Consider the following 21,628-nt stretch of genomic DNA (forward strand, 5'->3'; position numbering starts at 1 on the left):
TGGGGTGGGGCCGGATTAATTACGCGCAATGATTGCGCGGACATGACGGAGGCGGGCGCAAATACCTTCTCCCCTTGCGGTAAAAGGGAGCTCACCCGTTTGCGCCGGGTACCCAGAGCACGTCGCCGCTTGCCTTGTGGTTGAGGTAGCGGCTGGCTACGAACAGATGGTCGGAGAGGCGGTTGACATAAGCGAGCGCCTCGGCGGAAACCAACTCGCCCACAGATTGCGACAGCGCCACCATCACGCGCTCGGCCCTGCGGCTGACGGTGCGGGCCATGTGCAGATAACTGGCGCAAGGCGTACCGCCCGGCAGCACGAAGCTTTTCAGCGGCGCAAGATCGGCATTCATGGCGTCGATCTCCTGCTCCAGCCGGTCGACCTGGGCCTGCACGATGCGCAGCGGCGCCCAGGTGATCTCCTTCTCGCCGCCCTCGGGCGTGCATAGATCTGCGCCAAGATCGAACAGATCGTTCTGGATGCGGGCGAGCATGGCATCGACATCGACATCCTCGCGGCCGGAATACTGGCGGGCAAGGCCGACCACGGCATTGGCCTCGTCAACCGTGCCGTAGGCCTCGACCCTCAGATCGGCCTTGGACCGGCGTTCGCCGGTACCGAGACCGGTGGAGCCGTCATCGCCGGTACGGGTGTAGATCTTGTTGAGACGAACCATTGCGCTTGCCTGACACTGTTTCGATTTCAGGGATCATTGTCATTGCGAGCGCGAGGAAGCAATCCAGGGACCGGGAAACGCAGGGGCTAAAATCGTCGCCCACTCGCCTGCCGTCCGGTTAGTGGCCCGGCCAGGAGAGCATCCGGCCGGGCCTTTTGCCAGCGCCACGTTATCCCCAACAGGCGCCAGCCGGGCGGACCGTAGGGGGCGGAAGTAACTCAAACGTAAACGCAGGAAGATTTACGGCGCCGACCGCGCAATGCGGGAAACCACGCTTCCGGCGCTATCCATGGAATCAGAAAATTACATGGAAAAAGGAAGGAATATCGCGCTCTGATGGGGCAATTCCATTGGCCAATGCGGGTGACGCAACGAAGTCTCAGGCCGCCGCGTATCCCTGATATGATCATTGGCTCAGAGCACCGCCAAGAATGGCGCCAAGGGCGAACGCTGCCGCCGGGTACCACAAGCCGTCGCGGTTGCGACGATAACCGGGCCGGTAGTCACGATAGCCGCGATATCCGCGGTAATAGCCGGCGCCATCCGGCCTGCGATTTGGTCCCCAACCCCTGGGATAACGGTCAGGTCCCCTGTGTTGTCCACCCCACGTACCGGAACGATGATCTCTCCAGTCACGCTGCTGTTGTTCGCGTGGAAAGAAATTTTGCGCCTGGGCGCTTGCCAGTGGGGCAGCAATTACCAATGAAGCCAACGCAATCTTCAAAAAATTCTTCATGAATCGTTCCTCGGTTAATACGCGAGCCGAGGTTACGTTACGAAATCTGAATGTAAGATGAAGCCTATATTCAGGACATCACAGGCCTGAGGAAAATTTCCGTCACTTATTTGTGAGCAAAATAGATCGCCGCCATGATGATGACGATCGCCACGGCCTGCAGCAGCACGCGCAGTTGCATCAGGCGCTGGGAACGCCAGCCATCGCCGCCCTTGAGCATGTTGTGCAGGCCGAGGCCGAGCACGATGGCAACCGCCAGGATGGCGAAGGGCACGAGAATATAGAAGAACTTGGCCATCTGGCGGTTCTATGCCCTCGTTTAGCCCGCGTCGAGACCGATCTGGGGCACGGTCGAAAAAGTCGCGGGCCTGACTGTGCCCGATTACGCGCGTGGCCTTTCGTCCCGGGCCGGTGCAATGCTATGACAAATGCGATCATCAGCTCGAACACCGCGCCGCGGCCCCCTTCGTCCGATGACACAGCTTCATCGCGCAGGGAGACAAGGGTGCCCGATTCAGCCGGCAAGGTCGTGCATGTCGTGTGCTGCGGCGCCTCCTCCTTCGATTCGATTTTCCAGCTCGACACGCTGCCGACCGGTCCTGGCAAGGTTCTGCCCAGCCGGGTGACCGAGGTGGCCCACGGCATGGCCGCCAGCGCCGCCGCCGCGATCGCCAGGCTCGGTGGCCACAGCGCGCTGTTCTCGCGTGTCGGCGATGATGCCATCGGCGAGCGCATCGTCGCCGATCTCAGCGCAGCGGGCATCGACTGCCGCTTCATCCGTCGGGCGCAAGGCGCACGCTCGCCGATCTCGACTGTACTGGTCGACCGTCATGGTGAGAGGCTGGTGGTGCCCTATTATGATCCAGCGCTCGGCCAGGATCCGTCCTGGCTACCGCTCGAACTGGTCGCCCGCGCAGATGCCGCCCTCGTCGACATACGATGGCCCGAAGGCGCGGCCGCCGTGCTGAAGGCCGCACGCGCCGCAGGCCGCCCCGCCGTGCTCGATGCCGATACCGGCTCCGCCGCCGTGACGGTGGACCTTGCTGCGCTGGCGAGCCATGTCGTCTTCTCCGAACCGGCAGCGCTGGCGCTAAGTGGTGCTTCGAGCCCCAGTGAGGCCCTGCGCGCGCTGGCCGGACGTTTTGGCGGATTCCTCGCCGTCACCGCCGGCCCGGAGGGCTGCTTCTGGCTCGATCGCGAAAGTGACCGGATCGAGCAGTTGCGCCCACCTGCGGTTGATGCGGTTGACACGCTAGCGGCTGGCGACGTCTTCCACGGCGCCTTCACTCTCGCTATCGCCGAGGGCACCGACATCCCACGCGCCATCGCCTTCGCCAATGTCGCCGCCGCCCTGAAATGCCGCAGCTTCGGCGGGCGGCTGGGCACGCCCGACCGGACCGAGGTGGAGGCGATGCTGTCGAGTTTGAAAAAAACAGGTCTGGAGGAAAGATGACGACCATTGCCGAATTGCGGGCCTGCCTCGCCGAAACCCCGATCCTGCCGGTGATGGCGATCAAGGATCCGGACGAGGGCCTCGCCGACATCGATGGCCTGGTGGCGGCGGGTGCGCCAGTGATCGAGATCCTTTTCCGGACGCCTGAGGCCCCGGCAGCGCTCAAGGCGGCCAAGGCACGCCATCCCCATTGCCTGTTCGGTGCCGGCACCATGCTGCTGGCGAGCCATGTGCGCCTCGCCCTCGACGCCGGCGCGGATTTCACGGTCAGCCCCGGCCTCACGCCCGCCCTGCAAGCGCTGGTGGCGGGCAGTGGCCTCCCGCATATCCCCGGCGTGCAGACGGCCTCGGAGACGATGCAGGCCTACGAATATGGCTATACGCTGATGAAATATTATCCCTCGGAGGCCTCCAACGGCCCTGCCGTGCTGGCTGACTACGCCAACATCTTCGATGCCGCCGGCTTCGTCACCACCGGCGGCATCGATACAACCCTGCTGCCGGCCTATGGCGCGGTGCGCAACATCGTCGCCGTCGGCGGCTCCTGGATGCTGCCCTCTCGCCACACGCCCGGCTCACCCTGCCTGCGACAGCAGGCCGCCATCTTCAAGGCGGCGCGCACTGCCGCCGGGGGATGAGAGGAAGGAAGATTCCCGGATACGCGGACATCGCAGCACCATGCATGCCGTGACACCCGCGCATCCGGGAATAATGGTGTCTCTATTTCACTTCGGCGGCGTGCCAACCTCGAACTTGAAATATTTCTTGGCCATCGGTTCGAATTCGCCATTCTTGTAGATGGCGCGGATGGCGTCGTCGAAGGCCGCCTTCAGCTTGGTGTCATCCTTGCGCATGCCGCCGCCGATGCCGGTATCGAAGCTCGGATCCTTGGGGAAATCCTTGACCTCGCAGCAGGCACCGTCAGAGCTTGTGAGGAAGCCCTGCATGCCCACGGCATCGCCGATGATCAGGTCGATGCGCCCGGCCGCCAGGTCCGAATTGGCGGTATCCTGCTGGCTGTAGACCTTCAGGGTCGCCTCCGGATGGACTTTCTCGATATAGGCGGCATGGATGGTGCTCACCTGCGCGCCGATGCTCTTGCCGGCGAGGCCGCCGGAGCCGAAGTCGAACTTGTCGGCCTTGTTGCCGATGAACACGGATGGTGTGTTGTAGATCGGAAGGGTGAAGGCGATCTGCTTCTGACGCTCCGGGGTGATCGACATCGAGCCCCAGATCACATCGATCTTGCCGGCCTGCAGAGCCGGCATCATGCCGTCCCAGGCCATGGGCGTGATCTGGCAGTCGAGCTTCGCGGTCTTGCACACCGCCTTGGCATAGTCGAGCGCAAAGCCTTCCCACTCGCCCGAGGCATTCTTATAGGCGATCGGCGGGTAGGGTTCGGCAGCGATACCGACCTTCACGGGATCGGCCTGGGCCGTGGCGGTGACGGCGATCATAGCCGCGCCGGCGAGCAGTGTCGCGAGCGTCTTGGTCTTCATGGCAGGTATCCTCTCTCTGGTTTTTCCCGAATACATTCGAGGCATCCGGGTCGTCTTGGTGTCGGATAGCGGTTGACAAAAGCCTTCTCCCCTATCTCCGCGCCGCTACCTCCTCGAAGGTCTCTTCCAGGACCTCCATGAGCAGATCGGCATCGGCCTTGGCGAAGATCATTGGCGGGCGCAGCTTGAGGACGTTGTCATGCGGCCCCTCGGTGCCCATCAGCACGCCGCGCCGGCGCGCGCCGTTGTTGACAGCCCGTGCGAAGTCGGTCGCCGGCTCCTTGGTTTTGCGGCCGGTGACCAGCTCGATGCCGAGGAAGAGCCCCTGCCCGCGCACGTCGCCGATGATCTCGTACCGCTCCTGCAGTTTGCGGAAACGAGCCAGGAGATAGTCGCCCATCCCGAGCGCATTGGCGCGCAGATCCTCACGCTCGATCACGTCGAGCACGGCAAGACCGACGGCACAGGAAACCGGATTGCCGCCGAAGGTGTTGAAATATTCCATGCCGTTGTTGAAGGAGGCGGCGACGTCCTTGGTCGTCACCACAGCGGCCATTGGGTGGCCGTTGCCGATCGGCTTACCCATGGTGACGATGTCGGGCACCACGTCCTGCAGCTCGAAGGCCCACCAATGGCTGCCGACACGCCCGAAGCCGACCTGCACCTCGTCGGCAACGCACAGGCCTCCGGCCGCCCGCACCATGGCGTAGACCTGCTTCAGATAGCCCTCCGGCAGGAAGACCTGGCCGGCGACGCTGGGGATGGACTCGGCCATGAACAGGCCGGGCGCCTTGCCCTGCCGCTTCATCTCATCGATCTGCTCGGCCACGCTCTGCGCATAGCGGCTGGCGATCTCCTCCACCGGCCAGTCCGCCGGGGCACGATAGCTGTCGGGGATGGCCGCCTCGAAGACATGCGCCTTGCGGCCCTCGCCGCCCTTGCGCTTGTACTTGTAGGGGCTGAGGTCGATCAGGGCCTGGGTGGTGCCGTGATAGGCCCAGTCCAGCACGATCGCTTCGTCCCGGCCGGTATGGGTGCGGGCCATGCGCAGCATCAGGCTGTTGGCCTCGCTGCCGGTGCAGGCAAAGCTCGCCACCGTCAGGTCGCCGGGCAAGGTGGCGGTGAGCCTTTCGGCATAAGCAACGATGTTGTCGTGCAGATAGCGCGTATTGGTGTTGAGGATTCCAGCCTGCCGCGCCAGAGCCTCCACCACCTCGGGATGGGCGTGGCCGAGATGGCAGACATTGTTGAAGCAGTCGAGATAGGCCCGGCCGCGATCATCGATCAGCCAAACGCCCTCGCCGCGCACGAACTTGATCGGCTCCTGATAAGAGATCGAGAGGTTGGGCAGCAGCCCGCGCTTGCGCTCGGCTACGATCGCCTCGCGGCTGCGGCCGCTCTGGTGGAAGGTCTCGGGCGGTACGCCGGCGAAGTCGGCCGGATCGGGGAAAAGCTCGGCCCATACAGGCAGATAGGGCGCTTCGCCGACGCCGAGGATCTCGGTGGCCGTGAGACCGGTCGCGGTTGAAAGCTGCAGGTGCAGATGCGGCGCCCAGCCGCCATTCTCGCTCGATGCGCCCATTTCACCGACGAGGTCGCCGGCTTCCAGGCGGTCGCCCGGCTCGAGGCGCCCGACCGCCTCATGGGCCAGATGGCCCCAGAGGCTGACGAAAGGCGAGCAGCCCTCCGGCCGATGTTCGAGCTTGATCAGACAGCCATAGCCGAGCGCCTCGGTCTCGATCACGACTTCCTTCACCGTCGCGGCGAGGGGCGTGAACAGCTTGGTGCCGGCAGGCAGGAAGAGATCAAGGCCGAGATGGCGCGTGCGCCGCGTGCCCGCTATCAGGCGGGATTCGAACATCGGGCTGGTGTAGACGGTGCGTTCTTCGCCCCAGGGACCGATGCCGAGATCGATGCCCTCGCTCTGGCAATGTGCATCCCACCAGGCTGTCGCCTTCCCCGGCTCTTCGGCCGCCGAGGCCACGGTCATGGGATTGGCCGGGTCGCCATAAGGCACCAGCCCCTTACGCATCCGGGCCGGATGCTGCGACAGGACGGAGCGGAAGCGCTTGGCCTCGGCGCGGATCCAGCCGATCGTGGCCCTGGAGCCCGGCACGGCATCAAAGCCGCAGGCCTGGCGCAGGATCGCGGTCGCGAAGACCGGGTTGATGGCATCGAGCCGCTGCAGCAGCGCCCAGGCCGGGGCTTCGCTGACGGTGAGATAGGGATTGTCCGCGACCTTGTCGTGACGCTGGGCCGACATCGTCACACTGGTGGCGAGGCGCATGGCGATCAGGTCGAAGAGGACGTCGATCTCCTGCTCCTGCAACGGATAGGCGCCGTGGAAGCCGGCGACGATGGCGGCGGCGGCCCCGATCGGATCGGGAAGATCGAGGATCGAATAGGCGCAGGCGACGGCGACTTCCGCGATCAGCAGGGAATGCAGGGCATCACCGAAATCGATCAACCCGGCGACGCGGCCCGAGCCATCTGCATCGACAAGCACGTTCCAGTCATTGGCGTCGTTGTGGATGACGGCGGCGCGCAGGGCCGGCAGGCTCGGCGCCACCTTCGCGTCGAAACGGTCGAGGAAGCGGGTCAGCAAGGCCCGCTTTTCAGGATCGGTGACGAAATCGAGGCGCTGGCGCGACTGGCCCGCCGTACGGATGTCCCACTCGAAGGTCCGGAGCGCGCCAGGATGGATGAAGCCCTGCATGGCGCGGTCGAGCTCACCGAGCACGCGGCCGAGATCGGCGAGGGTCTCGAGCGTACGCTCCGCCTTGGCAAGCGGCTCGCCGAGCTGCCAATGCACCATGCGCGCCCGGAACGGACCACCTTCAGCCTCAATTTCGGCGAGGGCTTTTCCGTCACGCGTGCGCTTGAGCCGAGGCACGGAGAGACCCGGCGCATGCTCGGCGAGATGCTCGAGCAGGGCGGTCTGGAAGTCGCTCTGCTCCTGCGGCTCGCTCGCATTGACGATCTTGAGCACGAAGCCCGGCTCGCCCGGCACGACGATGCGGAAATTCTGGTCGCGCTCGCTGGCGAGAGGGCTGATGTCTCCCTCGACGCCAAAAATGTCCCGCGCGATCGCTTGCGCCTCGGCTGGAGACAGGGACGGCGCGGGATGAGTGAGATCGGTCATGGAAACAGCTTTTCGGCGAGGCTACGATGGCGCCAAGCTTCACCCGGACCGCCCGGCGAGGCATCCGTTTATCGGCCGGTTCGACCGGACGTTTGCCGGCTTTGACCGGCAATCCGTCGGCGGCTATGAAAGGCCGCGATGAAGGATCTCGACGACAAAGACCGCGCCATTCTCAGCATCCTGACGCGCGATGCCAAGATTCCGCTGAAAACCCTGGCGGGCCGCATCGGGCTGTCACGCAGCGCCACCAGCGAGCGCGTGCTGATGCTGGAAAAGGCCGGCATCATCCGCGGCTACCGCGCCGATGTCGGCTCGCTCGACGAGGGCACGGTCGGCGCCTTCCTGATGATCAACCTGGTGCGAACCCCCGCCCCCCGCGTGCTCGACCAGCTCGCCGCCTATCCGGAGGTCAGGCGCGTCTCCTCGATCGGCGGCCAGCTCGACCTCGTCGTCGAGGTAGAGGCCCCCTCGATCGGCCGCCTCAACACCATCCGCGACAGCGTCGCCTTGCTCGAGGAGGTCGACGACCTCACCACCGCGATCGTGCTGCGGCGCGACATCGACAGGACGGGGTGACGGCGTTTTCCGGGTGCCCGGGCATCCCTTCCCCTCAGGTGGGCGTATCCGTATCGTCCCAGGCCGTACCAGGCGGATTATGAAAGCCGGTCAGCCAATTGAGGGCGAAATGGCGTTCCATCACGATGTCGGCGTTGAGGCCCGCCACGGCGGTGCCGCTCTGCTGGGCCTGCCTGACGATCCAGTGCTGGCGCCAGGTCAGATCGAGTGCCTCGAGTATCGCTTCGGCCGGCCGCAGGCTGGCACGTCCAGGTAGGGCATCGTCATGCGCCGCCTCCAGCATCGTTTGCGACAGGGCAGCGGCATCAGCCGGCCGGTCGGCCGGGCCAAGTTCCGCGCCCTCGAGCGACAGGGCCCAGGCCAGCACGTTGAGGGCCTCGTAGCGCCAGCTCATGGCCATGGCCGCCTCACGGTCGGGCTCGGCAGCCTTGATGAAGGCTGTTTCCTTTGGGGTCAGTGCCGCGATGCCGGCGGGATTGCGCTCACGCAACTGGGCCAGCAAGCTCCCCTGGCCGGCGCCGACCGACTCGCCCTGTACCGCCACGCAGACCAAGGCAAGGGCGCGTTGCAGAACCTCGCTCGCCGGCCGCTGCGCATATTCCCCAACGCCGAGAGCGGGCGGCATGCCGCCGGGGGGCTTGGGGGTAAAGCCATCCAGCGCCGCAAGCGTGCGTGCCCGACGCTCCAACGCATCGGGCGGATAGGGCAAGGCAGCATCCACATCGGCGTCGCCATCGGCCGCCATCAGAACATCCATTTCGGGTGTACACACCGAGCCGTCGGGCAGGAACAGCACGGCATTGGCCCGACGCACCCAGTTCCCCATCGCCGGCAAGTCGTCATCGGCAACGGTGAAGCTCGCCTGGTTGCGTACACGCTGGATATGGCGCCACAGGTGATAGCGCAGCGCCGTCATCCTGCCATCGCCGCGGCCGAGGACATAGCCGGCAAAACCTTCGAGATGGCCGGCCATCTCGGGATCGGACAGGTCGCGCCGGTTGATCAGCTGATGCGGAAAGTCGAGCGGCGGCAATTCGCGCAAAGTGGCATAGGCATTGACGAGCCAAGGTCCGTCATCTGCCTCCGCCTCAACCTCCATGGCGGGTTTTGCCGCGCCGCGCCCGAAAATCCGAGAAAGAATGCCCAACCGCCGCGCCTCCCGCCGTCGAATTTCATATCGCAACGGCAGCAGGCCAATCGACTCAGGTCAAGCAGGATTTGGCGATTGCGCCATGCTCAGGTTCCCCGGGATACAGGGCGCCGTTCGATCTGGTGGCTAGCCTCCTCTGGGGTGGGCTTGCGATTCCAGGCCTGTCAGCCGAAACGAATAAGGCTGGTCGCGCCATCCCTCCCGGTGTACGGGCATCGTGCCCGTTCCTGGAATCGCTGCGGTGCGGATCGGAGGAACGGGCTTCGCCACATGCAATCCGGTCGCCGTGATACCCGTGCACCGGCTTCCTATTCCTCTTCCTCCCCGGCTTCCTCCTCGCCGTTCCGCACGTCACGGCTGTAGACCAGGATCTCGCGCTTGCCGGCGTGGTTGGCCGGGCCGACGATGCCTTCCTTCTCCATGCGTTCCACCAGCGAGGCGGCGCGGTTGTAGCCGATCTGCAGGCGGCGCTGGATGTAGGAGGTCGAGCACTTCTTGTCGCGCATCACCACCTTGAGCGCCTGGTCGTAGAGATCGCCGCCCTCTTCGGCACCCATCGCGGTCTTGTCGAACACGGCACCGTCGGCGGCATCGTCGTCGCCTGAATCGTCCTCGTCGGCGGTGACGGAGTCGAGATAGTCAGGCCGGCCCTGGGCCTTGAGATGGGTGACTACCTTCTCCACCTCCTCGTCGGAGACGAAGGGGCCGTGCACGCGCGAGATACGCCCACCGCCGGCCATGTGCAGCATGTCGCCCTGGCCGAGGAGCTGCTCGGCGCCCTGCTCGCTTATGATGGTGCGGCTGTCGATCTTGCTGGCGAGCTGGAAGGAGATGCGGGTGGGGAAGTTGGCCTTGATCGTGCCGGTGATGACGTCGACCGACGGGCGCTGCGTCGCCATGATCAGATGGATGCCGGCGGCGCGCGCCATCTGGGCCAGACGCTGGATCGACCCTTCGACGTTCTTGCCCTCCTGGATCATCAGGTCGGCCATTTCGTCGACGATGATGACGATATAGGGCACCGGCGAGAGGTCCATCTCCTCCTGTTCGTAAAGGGCCTGGCCCGTCTCCTTGTCGAAGCCGGTCTGCACCGTGCGCAGCACCGTCTCTCCCTTGGCCTTGGCCTCGGCGGCACGCTGATTATAGCCGTCGATGTTGCGCACGCCGAGCTTGGCCATCTTCTTGTAGCGCTCTTCCATCTCGCGCACTGCCCATTTGAGCGCGAGCACCACCTTCTTCATGTCGGTGACGACGGGCGCCAGCAGATGGGGGATGCCGTCATAGATGGAGAGTTCGAGCATCTTGGGATCAACCATGATCATGCGGCACTCCTCCGGCTTCAACCGGTAGAGCAGCGACAGGATCATGGTGTTGATGGCGACCGACTTGCCCGAGCCGGTGGTGCCGGCCACCAGCAGATGGGGCATCTTCTCGAGCTGAGCCATCACCGGCTCGCCGCCGATGGTCTTGCCCAGCGCCAGCGCCAGCTTGAACTTCGACCTCTCGAAGTCTTCCGAGGCCAGAAGCTCACGGAAATACACCATTTCGCGCTTCGAATTGGGCAGCTCGATGCCGATGACGTTGCGGCCAGGCACCACGGCGACGCGGGCCGACAGCGCCGACATCGAGCGGGCAATGTCGTCGGCGAGGCCGATCACGCGCGCAGCCTTGATGCCGGCGGCGGGCTCGAGCTCATAGAGCGTCACCACCGGCCCGGGGCGCACATTGATGATTTCGCCGCGTACGCCGAAATCCTCCAGCACGCCCTCGAGCAGGCGGGCATTCTGCTCCAACGCTTCCTGGGAGACGCCGACGCCGCTCTGCTTGCGCGGCTCGCTCAGCAGGGATAGCGGCGGCAGTTCGTAGCGATGCTCGAAAGGAAAGTCGGGCTCGCTCTCGCGCATCAGGCGCTTGCCCGGCTTCACCGCCGCGCTCGGCTGCGCTACCCGCGTCGTGGTGATCGCGGGCTCGATCCGGCGCGCGGCTTCCTCGGCGCTGATCAGGGGCCGGCGCTGCGGCTGCAACGGCGGCAGATCGTCGTCGTCGTCATAGGGCCGATAGTTCGGCTGGTTGCCGGAATATTGATCGATCGCCTCGGGCAATTCCTCGCCATCAAGCGAAACAGCCTCATGCGGGCGCCTGGCATCGGCGCGCGGGGCAGTGCGAGGCATAAAGGCCGGCTCGCGGCGCGCGGGCTCGGGTTCGGCCTGCGCGGAGACGGGACGGGCGATCAGATGGGCCGCGGCCTTCACACGCGCGAAAAGGTCGGAGATGCCGCCGGGGCGGTACATCGGCGGCTCGCGACCATTGCGATCCAGACGCTGGCGGTCGATCCGGCTGGGCGTGACCTTGACGCGCTTGCGGAAGAGCGCGCTCTTGGCCATCAGGCCCCAATGCATCAGGGCACCGAGCACGGCGGAACGCTCGTCGTCCTCGTCCTCCTCCTCGCTCATGCGGCGCGGCTGGCCGCGGATGCGCATCGGCATTTCCGGCGCCGGACGCTCTTCTTCGCGATATTGGAAGAAGAAGCCGGCGGCGATGGCCAGGGTGAAGAAGGTCCCCAAGCCGAGCGCCAGCGTCAGCACGGCCTGGCCGATCACCGACTTGCCGGCGAAGAACAGCGGCGTGAACAGATAGAACACCCAGTCGCCGACGGCGCCACCCAGGCCCGTGGGCAACGGCCAGCGCGAGGTGACCGGCAGGCCCGAAAAAAAGCCGGCCGCCAAAAGAACGCCCCCCACCAGACAGATCAGACGCATGCGCTGGGAATCGAAGGCCTTGTGCGCCAACAAGCGCCAGCCAAGAAAGGCGATCGGCGCCAGTAGCGCGATCGAGGCAATGCCGAACATCTGGGTGAGGAAATCGGCGGTGACGGCACCGGAAARGCCGAGCCAGTTGCGGATCGGCAGGGCGCCGCCGACATGGTTGTAGCTGGCATCCTGCACCGACCAGGTCGCCAGCGCGATCGCGGCCAGACCCGACAGGCCGATCAGCGCCATGCCGAGCAGTTCGTTCAGCCTGCGCGTCAGCATGCTCTTCAGTTCGTCGGGAAGAGCGTAGCTTTGTGCAAAGCCGCGTCGCATGGTCCGCATTGCCGTAACCTCAAAGTTGCAAGGTGCGGCAATCCGGATCGGATCGAGATGTCCTCACGGAAATCTGACGGGAACGCAACACCACTAGCCCAGGCTCACGCTAGGCAAGGTGGGTTAAGGGCCGGTTTATGGCAAGGCAGCGCCTATTCGCGGTTGGGCGGCGGTCTTTTTGTGCCGTTTTCCTACCATGTGCAGCGTTTCCAAGAGGCGGATGAGACGTCCGCACACCCGGGACATGAGCCTCCCCTTCCCCCAATGGAGCCGGAAGTTACGGGGATGGTTTATACGGCGTAAATTTGGTGCCCCTCGGAGCGCGGACATCTTGTCCGCCTCTTCTTCACCCGCGCAGCGTGTCCGCGCTCCACTCCATCACACAGGCTGCGCCGAATCGAGCCGGTAGGTCCAGGTTTCCGTCAGCGTCTCCGGGACTATGCACAGGAAGGCGCGCAGGGCGGTGGCTCGGCATCGAAGCTGGCGCGTACGCCACTGATGTTGGAATTGACCAACACTAAGGCAACCACGACCGTCCCGTGAATTCTAAAAATTTGGCGGATAGATCCCGCTTTGTTTAAAAACTACATTGGTGAGCTTCCATCCACCAGAAGTTCTCATAAATGTATATCTAATAAACAGAAACTCACTAGCAGGACTTCCGTACAAAATAGGCATACTTACATAATAAGTTTTCAGGACAATATCTTCGCCATATTTATCTTGTTGTACAAGATTTATGAAATTCGGCTTACCAGAAGACAGAAGAAAATTTAAGCTATTTCTAGTATTCTCAAATTGTAACTTTGCCTGCCCAGAATTCGAATAAACAGCCCATTTTGCCATCGCCTTGACTGCGCAATCGGCATCGGCATCCTTAACGCAACCGTTAATTTCCGACGTCACTTCATCAACATTTGCCGTCGCAGCGGCTCGTGCGAAACCCCCGCCAAACAATACGCCAACAATACAGGCAAGAGCAACTCTGAGGATAAATCTTTTCATTTTTCTCTTCCCATTTAGTAGGGAAATATATGCCACCCCTAATTATAACTATGCTGTCAATTGAGACTCAAAACAAGCTTACTATTGAGCCAGTTTCCCCATATCCGCACGCCAACACTTCAGGACGCGGCGCGCAGAAGTAGGTTATATTTCCCTCACGCTGGCTGCGCCGAATCGAGCCGGTAGGTCCAGGTTTCCGTCAGCGTCTCCGAGCCCAGACGCAGGAAGGCGCGCAGGTCGATATCTTCGCCGGGCGGCGGCTCGGCATCGAAGCTGGCGCGTACGCCGTTGATGGCGGGATTGGCCACCACCACCGGGTTCGACACCGTGCCGCTGGAGCCCCAGATCACCAGTTCGACCTTGCTGACGTCGAGGGCGACATCTCCAAGCCGGTCGCCGACGAAATCGATCAGGAAGCGGGTGACGTTGGGCTTGCCGACCGTGGTGGCGGCGGCATTGTGGGTCTCGAACGTGGCGTAGACTTGGCCGCCCTGGTGCAGCGGGCTCGAGACGGCATGGATGACATAGGAAATCTGCGTCTCGCTGCCGGCCTTGGGCTGGATGTCCGGCACCCAGGAAGCCACGACATTGTCGTCGGTCTCGGCGTTCGAATGCAGTTCCACCAGCACCACGCGCCCCTGCCCGAGCCGGTTCTTCATCTCGACCCAATAGCCGGGGCGCTTGTCGTAGAGGGCCTCGAGATCCTGATAGTTGCCGAAGGCGCGGTCACGCTGGATCAGGCCGAAGCCCTTGATGTCCTTGGAAAAGAAATTGGCGACGGAATTGCGCGTGGGATTGCGCAGCGGGCGCCACAACCATTCCCCGCCCTCGGACTGGATGGCCAGGCCATCGGAATCATGCACTTCGGGGCGGAAATCCCGCGGGCGATTCAGGGTATTCTCGCCATAAAGGAACATTGAGGTCAGCGGCGCCAGGCCCATCTCCTTGAGGTCCTTGCGTGCGAAGAGCGTGGCCTGCACCGCAACGTCGTCGCCGGTACCCGGTTCGAAGGTGAAGCGATAGGCGCCGGTGACGGAGGGGCCGTCCAGCAGGGCATGCACGGCGATGCTGCCCTGGCCCGCTGCCGGAGTCTCGACCCAGAATTCGACGAAATCGGGAAATTCTTCCCCCGGTCCGCCCGAACCCAGCGAAAGACCGCGTGCAGACAGACCGTAATGCTGGCCCTTGCCGAGGAAGCGGAAATAGCTGGCGCCCAGGAAGGCGGCGAGTTCATCCATCTTGCCGCTGTGATTGAGCGGATAAAGCAGGCGGATGCCCGCAAAGCCCAGCGAGGTCGGCAGCCCCTGGGGTGGCCCCCTGTCGCCGAAATCGAACAGATCGGGCGAATAGAACAAGGGCGTGATCACGCCATTGGCCACCAGATTCACGCGGGCCTGATGCTTGAAGATGCTGCCGCGATGGAACAGCTGCAGGCCAAAATTCGAGCCGCCATCCCGCAGCAGGGTGCGGTCAGTGCGAAAATTGATGCGGCGGAAATCGTCATAGCTCAGCCCCTTCAAGCTCTCCGGCAGGGCTTCGCCCGGGCCGACATAGGGCTTGCCCGCCAACTCCCTCGCCTTGGCGATCACCGTCTCCGGGCCAAAGGCATCCGTCGCCGCCAGGGCGCTGCCCCATCCGCTCGCCAGGCTCGCACAGGCCGTTCCGGCCAGTTGCAGGGTGGCACGTCTGGTGAGGTCCATTTCAAAGCATTCCCATTTCAAGGCCGAAACATCGATGAAGACAGTCACGGCTGCAATTTCACGTTGCAGGAATTGGGCCCTGCCAAAATGGCTGGATTTTGTTGCAAAAATGACGCGGCGGGGGTGCTATTCCCTAAGGATCGCAGGCATTCTTCGCCGAATAGGGCATAGAAATGCAGTGGGCCGGTCTTTGGACCGGCATCGCGCGCACCAATGGACGCCCTGTGCGGGATATCCGATTTGCAAATGCCGGTCTGAAGACCGTCACACCGAACCCTCCCGAAAACGCTGTCAATTGCGGCGGGTTTTTTCTACCCTTTCAGGATACTCCGACGATTCCTGGGAAATGCGCAGCCTGAGACGGGTTTCCCGAACTGTAAGGACCCTGATTCATGCCTCAGACCCGCCGCCCATCCTTTCTCAGGAGCTTCCTCGCCACCGAGGCGGCCGGCGGCATCATCCTGATGGCGGTGGCGGCGCTTGCCTTGATCGTGGCCAATTCGCCGCTGGGCGAAGCCTATTTCCACACGCTCCATCGCTATGTCGGCGGCCTCAGCCTGCTGCACTGGATCAATGACGGGCTGATGGCGCTGTTCTTCCTGCTGGTCGGGCTGGAGATCAAACGCGAAGTGCTGGACGGCCAATTGTCGAGCTGGCCGCGCCGGGCCCTGCCGGGCATCGCGGCGATCGGCGGCATGGTGGTGCCGGCCCTGATCTTCGTGGCGATCAACTGGCGGGCCGAAGGCACGCTGCAGGGCTGGGCCATCCCCTCCGCCACCGATATCGCCTTCGCCCTCGGCGTGCTCGCTTTGCTCGGCCCGCGCGTGCCGGCCTCGCTGAAGATCTTCCTGACCGCGCTGGCCATCATCGACGACCTCGGCGCGGTGGTGATCATCGCGGTGTTCTATACCGCCTCGCTCAACATCTGGATGCTCAACGGCGCATTCGCAATCTTGGTCGTGCTTGCCATCATGAACCGGCGCGGCGTCACCTTCCTGCCCGCCTATCTTGCGCTCGGCGCCGTGTTGTGGGTGTTGACCTATCTGTCGGGCGTGCACGCCACCTTGGCCGGCGTGGCCCTGGCCTTCACCATTCCCCTGCGCCGCAAGGGTGGGCATGAACACGACCACACCCCGCTGCACAAACTCGAGCACGGATTGCACCCCTGGGTGACCTATCTGATCGTACCGATCTTCGGCTTCGCCAATGCCGGTGTCGCCCTCGGCGGCCTGTCACTCGGCAGTCTCGCCGATCCGGTCACCCTCGGTGTCACGCTCGGTCTGTTCGTCGGCAAGCAGATCGGCGTCTTCCTCTTCGCAGCCTTCGCCATCCGGATGAACTGGGCCGAACTGCCGGCCAACGCCAATTGGCGCCATCTCTATGGCGTGGCACTGCTCTGCGGCATCGGTTTCACCATGAGCCTGTTCATCGGTGGCCTCGCCTACGCCAATGCGCCCACCCTGCTCGACGAAACCAAGATCGGCGTGCTGCTGGGCTCGATCCTCTCGGCCGTGTTTGGCGCAATCTTGCTGCGAACGACCAAGCCGGAACATTAAACGTTCAATTGCATGCGGCGGCGCACAATGATATTCCAGCGCGCCGTCCCCATATGGGATCGGTTGTACATCCGACAATTCACGGAGAAGGACTTAAGACAGTGGGTTACAAGGTCGCCGTCGTGGGCGCCACAGGCAATGTGGGCCGCGAAATGCTGAACATTCTGGCCGAGCGGGCATTCCCCGCCGATGAGGTGGTTGCACTGGCTTCGCGCCGCAGCCTGGGCACGGAAGTTTCGTATGGCGACAAAACGCTGAAAACGCGGGACCTTGCGACCTATGACTTCTCCGATACCGACATCGCCCTGATGTCGGCCGGCGGCGACGTCTCCAAGGAATGGTCGCCGAAGATCGGCGCGCAGGGCTGCGTCGTCATCGACAACTCCTCAGCCTGGCGCTACGACGCCGATGTGCCGCTGATCGTTCCGGAAGTGAATGCCGACGCCATCGTCGGCTTTACCAAGAAGAACATCATCGCCAATCCCAACTGCTCCACCGCCCAGCTCGTGGTGGCGCTGAAGCCCCTGCATGATCGCTTCGGTATCAAGCGCGTCGTCGTCGCCACCTACCAGTCGGTCTCCGGCGCGGGCAAGGAGGGTCTCGACGAGCTCTTCGCCCAGACCAAGGCTATTTATGTCAACGGTGCGATCGAAACCAAGAAGTTCCCCAAGCGCATCGCCTTCAACGTGATCCCGCATATCGATGTCTTCATGGAGGACGGGTACACGAAGGAAGAGTGGAAGATGGTGGCCGAGACCAAGAAGATCCTCGACCCCAAGATCAAGCTGACCGCGACCTGCGTACGCGTGCCAGTGTTCATCTCCCATTCGGAAGCCGTGAACATCGAGTTCGAGAAGCCGGTGACGGCCGACGAAGCCCGCGACATCCTGCGTTCGGCGCCGGGCTGCCTGGTGATCGACAAGCGAGAGCCTGGCGGATACATCACGCCCTACGAGGCTTCCGGCGAGGATGCCACCTATATCTCGCGCATCCGCGAGGACATCACGGTGGAGAACGGCCTGGACATGTGGGTGGTCTCCGACAATCTGCGCAAGGGTGCCGCGCTCAACACGATCCAGATCGCCGAGGTGCTGATCAACCGCAAGCTGCTCCGGGCCAAGAAGAAGGCGGCCTGAGGGTCTGAGGTTTGAAAGCCGCCGTTCGGGCAACCGTGCGGCGGCTTTTGTTTTTTCGAGAGCGATCATGTCCAGCGCCGATTCCGCCGCTCACCGCCCCGCTTTGCCCTCCTCCGTGCTGGCGGCCCTGTTCGTACCCCTATGGTCGACAGGCTTCGTCACGGCACGACTGGTAGCGCCACACGCCGAGCCCCTGACCTTTCTCGGTCTGCGCTTCGTGGCGGCGGGCTTGCTGCTCGGCCTCTATGCGTTGTGGAGCGGTGCCTCTTGGCCCCAGAGCGGCCGGGCCTGGCTGGATGCCCTCGTCGCTGGTTTCCTGATCCATGGCCTCTATCTCGGCGGCGTGTTCTGGTCGGTGTCGCACGGCTTGCCCTCGGGCATATCGGCCCTCATCGCCGGCCTGCAGCCGCTGCTCACCGGCCTGCTGTCCAAGCCCTTGCTTGGGGAAGAAGTCTCGGGCAGGCGCGCGCTCGGCATCGTCATCGGTGCTGTCGGCGCGGGACTGACCCTGGTTCCCAAGCTCGGGGCTGGTGGCGACGGCGGCATTCCGCTCCTGCCGCTCGCCGTCTGCACCCTCGGCATGGTGGCGATCACGCTCGGTACCATCTGGCAGAAACGCCGCGGGCGCGGGGTCGATCTCGCCACCAACACTGCCGTGCAATATGCCGGCGCCATGGTGCCGATCGTCATCGGTAGCCTGCTGACCGAGAGCGGTCATTTCGACTGGACCTCCGCCGCCGCCTGGACGGGCCTGATCTGGTCCGTCTTCGGCATGTCGATCGGCGCCATCCTGCTCCTGATGGTACTGATCAAGCGCGGCGCAGTCGCCCAGGTCGCGGCCCTGCTCTACCTCGTGCCCGGCGTCTCCGCCTTGATGGCCTGGGGCATGTTCTCAGAGGCGCTCACGCCCCTCCAGATCGCCGGCCTCGCCATCGCAGCGCTCGGCGTGGCGGTAGCCAACAAGGGATAAGAGGGCCGCGCCTCGCTCCCTCTACTGCCCATAGGTCGCCGTGAGCGTGGCCGAGGCCAGGGCATTGGCGTGGACCATGAAGCCGATCATGGCGCCACTGGCAGTGGCGGGCAGATCGAGCTTGGCCACTTTGAGCGCGGTGATCGTCAGGACATAACGATGTGCCGGGCCCGGCGGCGGGCAGGCCCCCATGAAGGCGGGCATGCCCGCATCATTGCGCCCCTGCACGGCGCCCGACGGCAGCGACTTGCCATCCCCAGCGCCAGACTGCAGGGATGTCGCCGAGGCCGGGATGTCGAACACGATCCAGTGCCACCAGCCCGACCCCGTCGGCGCGTCGGGATCGTAGAGCGTCACCGCATAGCTCTTGGTGCCTTCAGGCGGATCCTTCCAGCTCAAGGCGGGCGAGACGTTTCCGCCCGAACAGCCAAAGACATTGGACACCTGTGCCTTGGTGAGGGTAGCGCCCTCGCCAATGTCGGTGCTGGTCAGTTCAAAAGCTGAGGCCGGCTGGGTCGCGGCCAGTCCCAGCGCCAAGGCGCCGGCCAGGATGTGTTTCATGATCAAGCTTCCTTCGTTCAGGGAAGCCATCCTGTCATCCCGCTATGATCGCGGCAGCGCCGTCCAGCTCAAATTTCGTGCTGTTTCGCTCAAAGTCGCGATGATGCCCCCTGATCTCACTAGGCGCAAAACCAAAGCGATTGCGAAACCGCACGGAAAAGCGCGACGCCGACTCATAGCCGACATCGAGGGCAATCTGCGTGACCGGCTGGTCTGTCGACTGCAGCAGATAGAGCGCCGCCGTCATGCGGACATCGATGAGCAGGTCGGTGAAGCTGGTGCCTCGTTCCGCGAGATGGCGGCGCAGGCTCGGCTCGCTCATGCCGATCGAAGCGGCGACAGGGGCCGCGCGCCATGAACGGGCAGGCTCGGCCACCAGCATCCGGCGCAGACGCACCACGAGATCGTCGCCGCCAGGCTGCTCGAAGCGATAGCCGAAGCCGTCGAGCCAGAGCAGTATCTCGCGGACACGGGCAGCGGCCACCGGCTCAGGCAAGGCATCCCGATCCGCGATGGCCCGGATGGCTACGTCACAGGCCAGCCGGAACGCGGCCGGCGAATCAGTGAGAACCTCAATCCTGCGGAGGGGCGGTGCGCCGCCGGCCTGGAATTCACGAGCGAGACCGGGAGCGAAATTCAGGGCAAGGGCGCGATAGGGGCCATCGGCGGCCGGCTCGTTGATCACGTCGAAGTCGCAGCCATCCGGCACGAGCACCACCTGGCCGACGGATGCCGTCAGCTCCACATCACCGCTGCGGATGATCTTGCGGCCGCTCTCGACCAGCACCAGACCGGGACCGTCGGAGGCGAGCCTGCGGCATAAGAGAGAGGCATGCTGCACGACCTCCGCCACGCTGCCGATGCCGGACCGCGAACGGATCGTCCGACCCAGCGCCAGATCGTCCTGGGAGGTGTCGATGTTGCTCACGCTTCTCGCCCCGTATCAAAGCAGCGGCGGCCATCCGGGAATATGGCTTCAAAAGCTAAATACCGGTTCAGGCGAGCCGGGCGAACCAGATTGTCGACCCGCCGCAATCGGGATCCTCCACCATATGTGAGACGATATCAAAGCCATTGGTCTCCAGCAGCCCGCGATAGTCTCCCGGGTCCAGGCTGCCGTGATAGAGCGGTGCGCCCTGGAAGGCACCGATTGCCTCGCCATGCCCGGTGCCGCTGGTGAAGATCAGCGCCGCCTTCGGATTCGCATGGCGGCGGAAGATCGGGAACATGCCCCGCTGGTCTTCCGGAGGCAGATGGAAAAAGCTGTTCCAGGCGATGATGCCGTCGAAAGTCCGCCCGAGCGCCAATGTTCGCATGTCCCCAACCAGCCAATCATGGGCCGGGAAGCGCGCCTTGCAGAGTTCGACCAGGGACGGAGCGGCATCCAGGCCGGTGACCCGATGCCCCCGTTCGATACAATGGCGGGCGATCGGTTCACCGGCTCCACAGCCGATATCGAGGACCGAAGCTCTCTCGGCAGGCAGAAGCGCCAGAAAGCGATCGAGCCAGGCGATTTCGGGAAAATTGCGGCGCCGCAATTCGTCCCAGGCGCCGGCATGGGCTTCATAAAGGCTCACGACCTGGTCTGCGGGGCCGCCCATTGTTTTGCCTGATGGCGCAGACGGCAGCCTCAGCCGCCCTGGTAGATATAGTAGCGCACGCCGTTGCCCGGGTCGACGAAGCTGGTCTTGGTGCGGTCGCGCACCTTCTGCCCAGCCGTGAAGCGGCGGCAACGGCCATCGGCCATGTGGTTGTCGAACTCGCGCTGGAACTTCTCCCCGGAGGCATGCAGCGTGCCGACATGCTGCTGGGTGCGGCAGGCCACGAGAGGCCGCTCCAGCCCGCGCGTGACCGTCTCCACCTTTGGCGGCGTCGTGGAACAGGCGCCCAGCATGGCCAGGGGGGCGAAAAGCGTGCAGAGACGGAGCATGAACTGTCCTTGAACGAGGTGAGAGGCCTATTCTTCCACAACGGCGTCGTGGCAGCATACGCAGAGCTTGTTGCCGTCGAGATCGCGGAAATAGGCACCGTAATAATGGACATGATACTCGGGCCGCAGCCCGGGTGCACCCTCGCTCGTGCCGCCATGGTTAAGGGCTGCTTGCCAGGCCCGCTCAACCGCCGGCCGATCGGGAGCCAGCAGCGCGATCATCGGACCGTTACCAGGCGCCGGCGCCTGCCCATCGAAGGGCCGCCCGATCAGGAAGATCGGGCGCGAGGCGCCCGGCCTGATCCAGCCTGCCCAAGAGCGTTGATTGGAGCGTTGATTGGGAGGTTCGTCCTCGCGAAAGCGCAGCACCAGTCCGAGTTCCCCGAGCACCGCCTCGTAGAAGCGGAAGGCCGTGTCGAAATCACGGACGCCGAGGAAGGTGTGCGAGATCACCG

Annotated in this window: 20 protein-coding genes; 6 read left to right on the top strand and 14 right to left on the bottom strand. The window is 64.0% G+C overall.

Going from position 1 to position 21,628, the window contains the following annotated elements; all coding sequences use genetic code 11:
- Positions 1-91 precede the first annotated feature (91 nt).
- The 3 genes from AB4037_RS25105 to AB4037_RS25115 form a co-directional block, all read right to left on the bottom strand.
- Positions 92-676 carry a cob(I)yrinic acid a,c-diamide adenosyltransferase gene (locus AB4037_RS25105; RefSeq protein ID WP_434959467.1) on the bottom strand — a complete coding sequence of 195 codons (585 nt, stop codon included), beginning with the start codon at positions 674-676 and terminating at the stop codon, positions 92-94.
- 406 nt (positions 677-1,082) lie between these two features.
- Positions 1,083-1,412, bottom strand: a complete 330-nt coding sequence (locus AB4037_RS25110) for a hypothetical protein (RefSeq protein WP_434959466.1) — start codon at positions 1,410-1,412, stop codon at positions 1,083-1,085.
- A 106-nt stretch (positions 1,413-1,518) separates the two neighbouring features.
- Positions 1,519-1,710, bottom strand: a complete 192-nt coding sequence (locus tag AB4037_RS25115) for a twin transmembrane helix small protein (protein WP_434959465.1) — start codon at positions 1,708-1,710, stop codon at positions 1,519-1,521.
- Between the two features lie 207 nt (positions 1,711-1,917).
- Between AB4037_RS25115 and AB4037_RS25120 the strand changes: the two genes are divergently transcribed.
- On the top strand, positions 1,918-2,865 hold the full coding sequence (locus AB4037_RS25120) for a PfkB family carbohydrate kinase (protein ID WP_441773351.1): 948 nt from the start codon (positions 1,918-1,920) through the stop codon (positions 2,863-2,865).
- Positions 2,862-3,503: a bifunctional 4-hydroxy-2-oxoglutarate aldolase/2-dehydro-3-deoxy-phosphogluconate aldolase gene (gene eda / locus AB4037_RS25125; RefSeq protein ID WP_441773352.1), complete on the top strand. Its 642-nt coding sequence runs from the start codon at positions 2,862-2,864 to the stop codon at positions 3,501-3,503. The genes AB4037_RS25120 and eda overlap by 4 nt, the downstream gene beginning before the upstream one ends.
- Positions 3,504-3,590: 87 nt before the next feature.
- Here eda and AB4037_RS25130 read toward each other — a convergent pair whose 3' ends face one another.
- Positions 3,591-4,364 (bottom strand): transporter substrate-binding domain-containing protein, encoded by a 774-nt coding sequence (locus tag AB4037_RS25130; protein ID WP_441773353.1) that lies wholly within the window; start codon positions 4,362-4,364, stop codon positions 3,591-3,593.
- Positions 4,365-4,455: 91 nt separating this feature from the next.
- On the bottom strand, positions 4,456-7,506 hold the full coding sequence (locus AB4037_RS25135; protein ID WP_441773354.1) for an aminotransferase class III-fold pyridoxal phosphate-dependent enzyme: 3,051 nt from the start codon (positions 7,504-7,506) through the stop codon (positions 4,456-4,458).
- 138 nt (positions 7,507-7,644) lie between these two features.
- Here AB4037_RS25135 and AB4037_RS25140 point away from each other — a divergent pair, with 138 nt between their 5' ends.
- Positions 7,645-8,082: an Lrp/AsnC family transcriptional regulator gene (locus AB4037_RS25140; protein ID WP_434959460.1), complete on the top strand. Its 438-nt coding sequence runs from the start codon at positions 7,645-7,647 to the stop codon at positions 8,080-8,082.
- A gap of 34 nt (positions 8,083-8,116) precedes the next feature.
- Here the strand turns inward: AB4037_RS25140 and AB4037_RS25145 are convergent, their stop codons facing one another.
- The 4 genes from AB4037_RS25145 to AB4037_RS25160 all read right to left on the bottom strand — a co-directional run bounded on the left by AB4037_RS25145 (position 8,117) and on the right by AB4037_RS25160 (position 15,020).
- Positions 8,117-9,229, bottom strand: coding sequence for a DUF4272 domain-containing protein (locus tag AB4037_RS25145; RefSeq protein WP_441773355.1), 1,113 nt, complete (start codon positions 9,227-9,229; stop codon positions 8,117-8,119).
- A gap of 311 nt (positions 9,230-9,540) precedes the next feature.
- Positions 9,541-12,324, bottom strand: coding sequence for a DNA translocase FtsK (locus tag AB4037_RS25150; RefSeq protein ID WP_441773356.1), 2,784 nt, complete (start codon positions 12,322-12,324; stop codon positions 9,541-9,543).
- A 537-nt stretch (positions 12,325-12,861) separates the two neighbouring features.
- Complete coding sequence (locus tag AB4037_RS25155; protein WP_441773357.1) at positions 12,862-13,320, bottom strand: hypothetical protein; 459 nt, start codon at positions 13,318-13,320, stop codon at positions 12,862-12,864.
- 155 nt (positions 13,321-13,475) lie between these two features.
- Positions 13,476-15,020, bottom strand: a complete 1,545-nt coding sequence (locus AB4037_RS25160; RefSeq protein WP_441773358.1) for a glucan biosynthesis protein — start codon at positions 15,018-15,020, stop codon at positions 13,476-13,478.
- 392 nt (positions 15,021-15,412) lie between these two features.
- Here AB4037_RS25160 and nhaA point away from each other — a divergent pair, with 392 nt between their 5' ends.
- From nhaA to AB4037_RS25175, 3 genes are all read left to right on the top strand, one after another.
- Complete coding sequence (gene nhaA / locus AB4037_RS25165; protein ID WP_441773359.1) at positions 15,413-16,576, top strand: Na+/H+ antiporter NhaA; 1,164 nt, start codon at positions 15,413-15,415, stop codon at positions 16,574-16,576.
- Between the two features lie 101 nt (positions 16,577-16,677).
- The gene (locus AB4037_RS25170; protein ID WP_441773360.1) at positions 16,678-17,712 is read left to right on the top strand and encodes an aspartate-semialdehyde dehydrogenase; all 1,035 of its coding nucleotides are present in this window, start codon (positions 16,678-16,680) and stop codon (positions 17,710-17,712) included.
- 67 nt (positions 17,713-17,779) lie between these two features.
- A complete protein-coding gene (locus tag AB4037_RS25175; RefSeq protein ID WP_441773361.1) occupies positions 17,780-18,682 on the top strand; it encodes a DMT family transporter in 903 nt (300 codons plus the stop codon).
- Positions 18,683-18,703: 21 nt separating this feature from the next.
- Here AB4037_RS25175 and AB4037_RS25180 read toward each other — a convergent pair whose 3' ends face one another.
- The 5 genes from AB4037_RS25180 to AB4037_RS25200 all read right to left on the bottom strand — a co-directional run bounded on the left by AB4037_RS25180 (position 18,704) and on the right by AB4037_RS25200 (position 21,626).
- Positions 18,704-19,243 (bottom strand): YbhB/YbcL family Raf kinase inhibitor-like protein, encoded by a 540-nt coding sequence (locus AB4037_RS25180; protein ID WP_434959453.1) that lies wholly within the window; start codon positions 19,241-19,243, stop codon positions 18,704-18,706.
- A 34-nt stretch (positions 19,244-19,277) separates the two neighbouring features.
- Positions 19,278-20,171: a helix-turn-helix transcriptional regulator gene (locus tag AB4037_RS25185; RefSeq protein ID WP_434959452.1), complete on the bottom strand. Its 894-nt coding sequence runs from the start codon at positions 20,169-20,171 to the stop codon at positions 19,278-19,280.
- A 67-nt stretch (positions 20,172-20,238) separates the two neighbouring features.
- Positions 20,239-20,820: a class I SAM-dependent DNA methyltransferase gene (locus AB4037_RS25190; RefSeq protein WP_441773362.1), complete on the bottom strand. Its 582-nt coding sequence runs from the start codon at positions 20,818-20,820 to the stop codon at positions 20,239-20,241.
- Positions 20,821-20,873: 53 nt separating this feature from the next.
- Positions 20,874-21,173: a hypothetical protein gene (locus tag AB4037_RS25195; protein WP_434959450.1), complete on the bottom strand. Its 300-nt coding sequence runs from the start codon at positions 21,171-21,173 to the stop codon at positions 20,874-20,876.
- A 27-nt stretch (positions 21,174-21,200) separates the two neighbouring features.
- Complete coding sequence (locus AB4037_RS25200) at positions 21,201-21,626, bottom strand: VOC family protein (RefSeq protein WP_434959449.1); 426 nt, start codon at positions 21,624-21,626, stop codon at positions 21,201-21,203.
- Between the last annotated feature and the right edge of the window lie 2 nt (positions 21,627-21,628).

This window comes from Labrys sp. KB_33_2, from assembly GCF_052114505.1.
GTDB lineage: Bacteria > Pseudomonadota > Alphaproteobacteria > Rhizobiales > Labraceae > Labrys.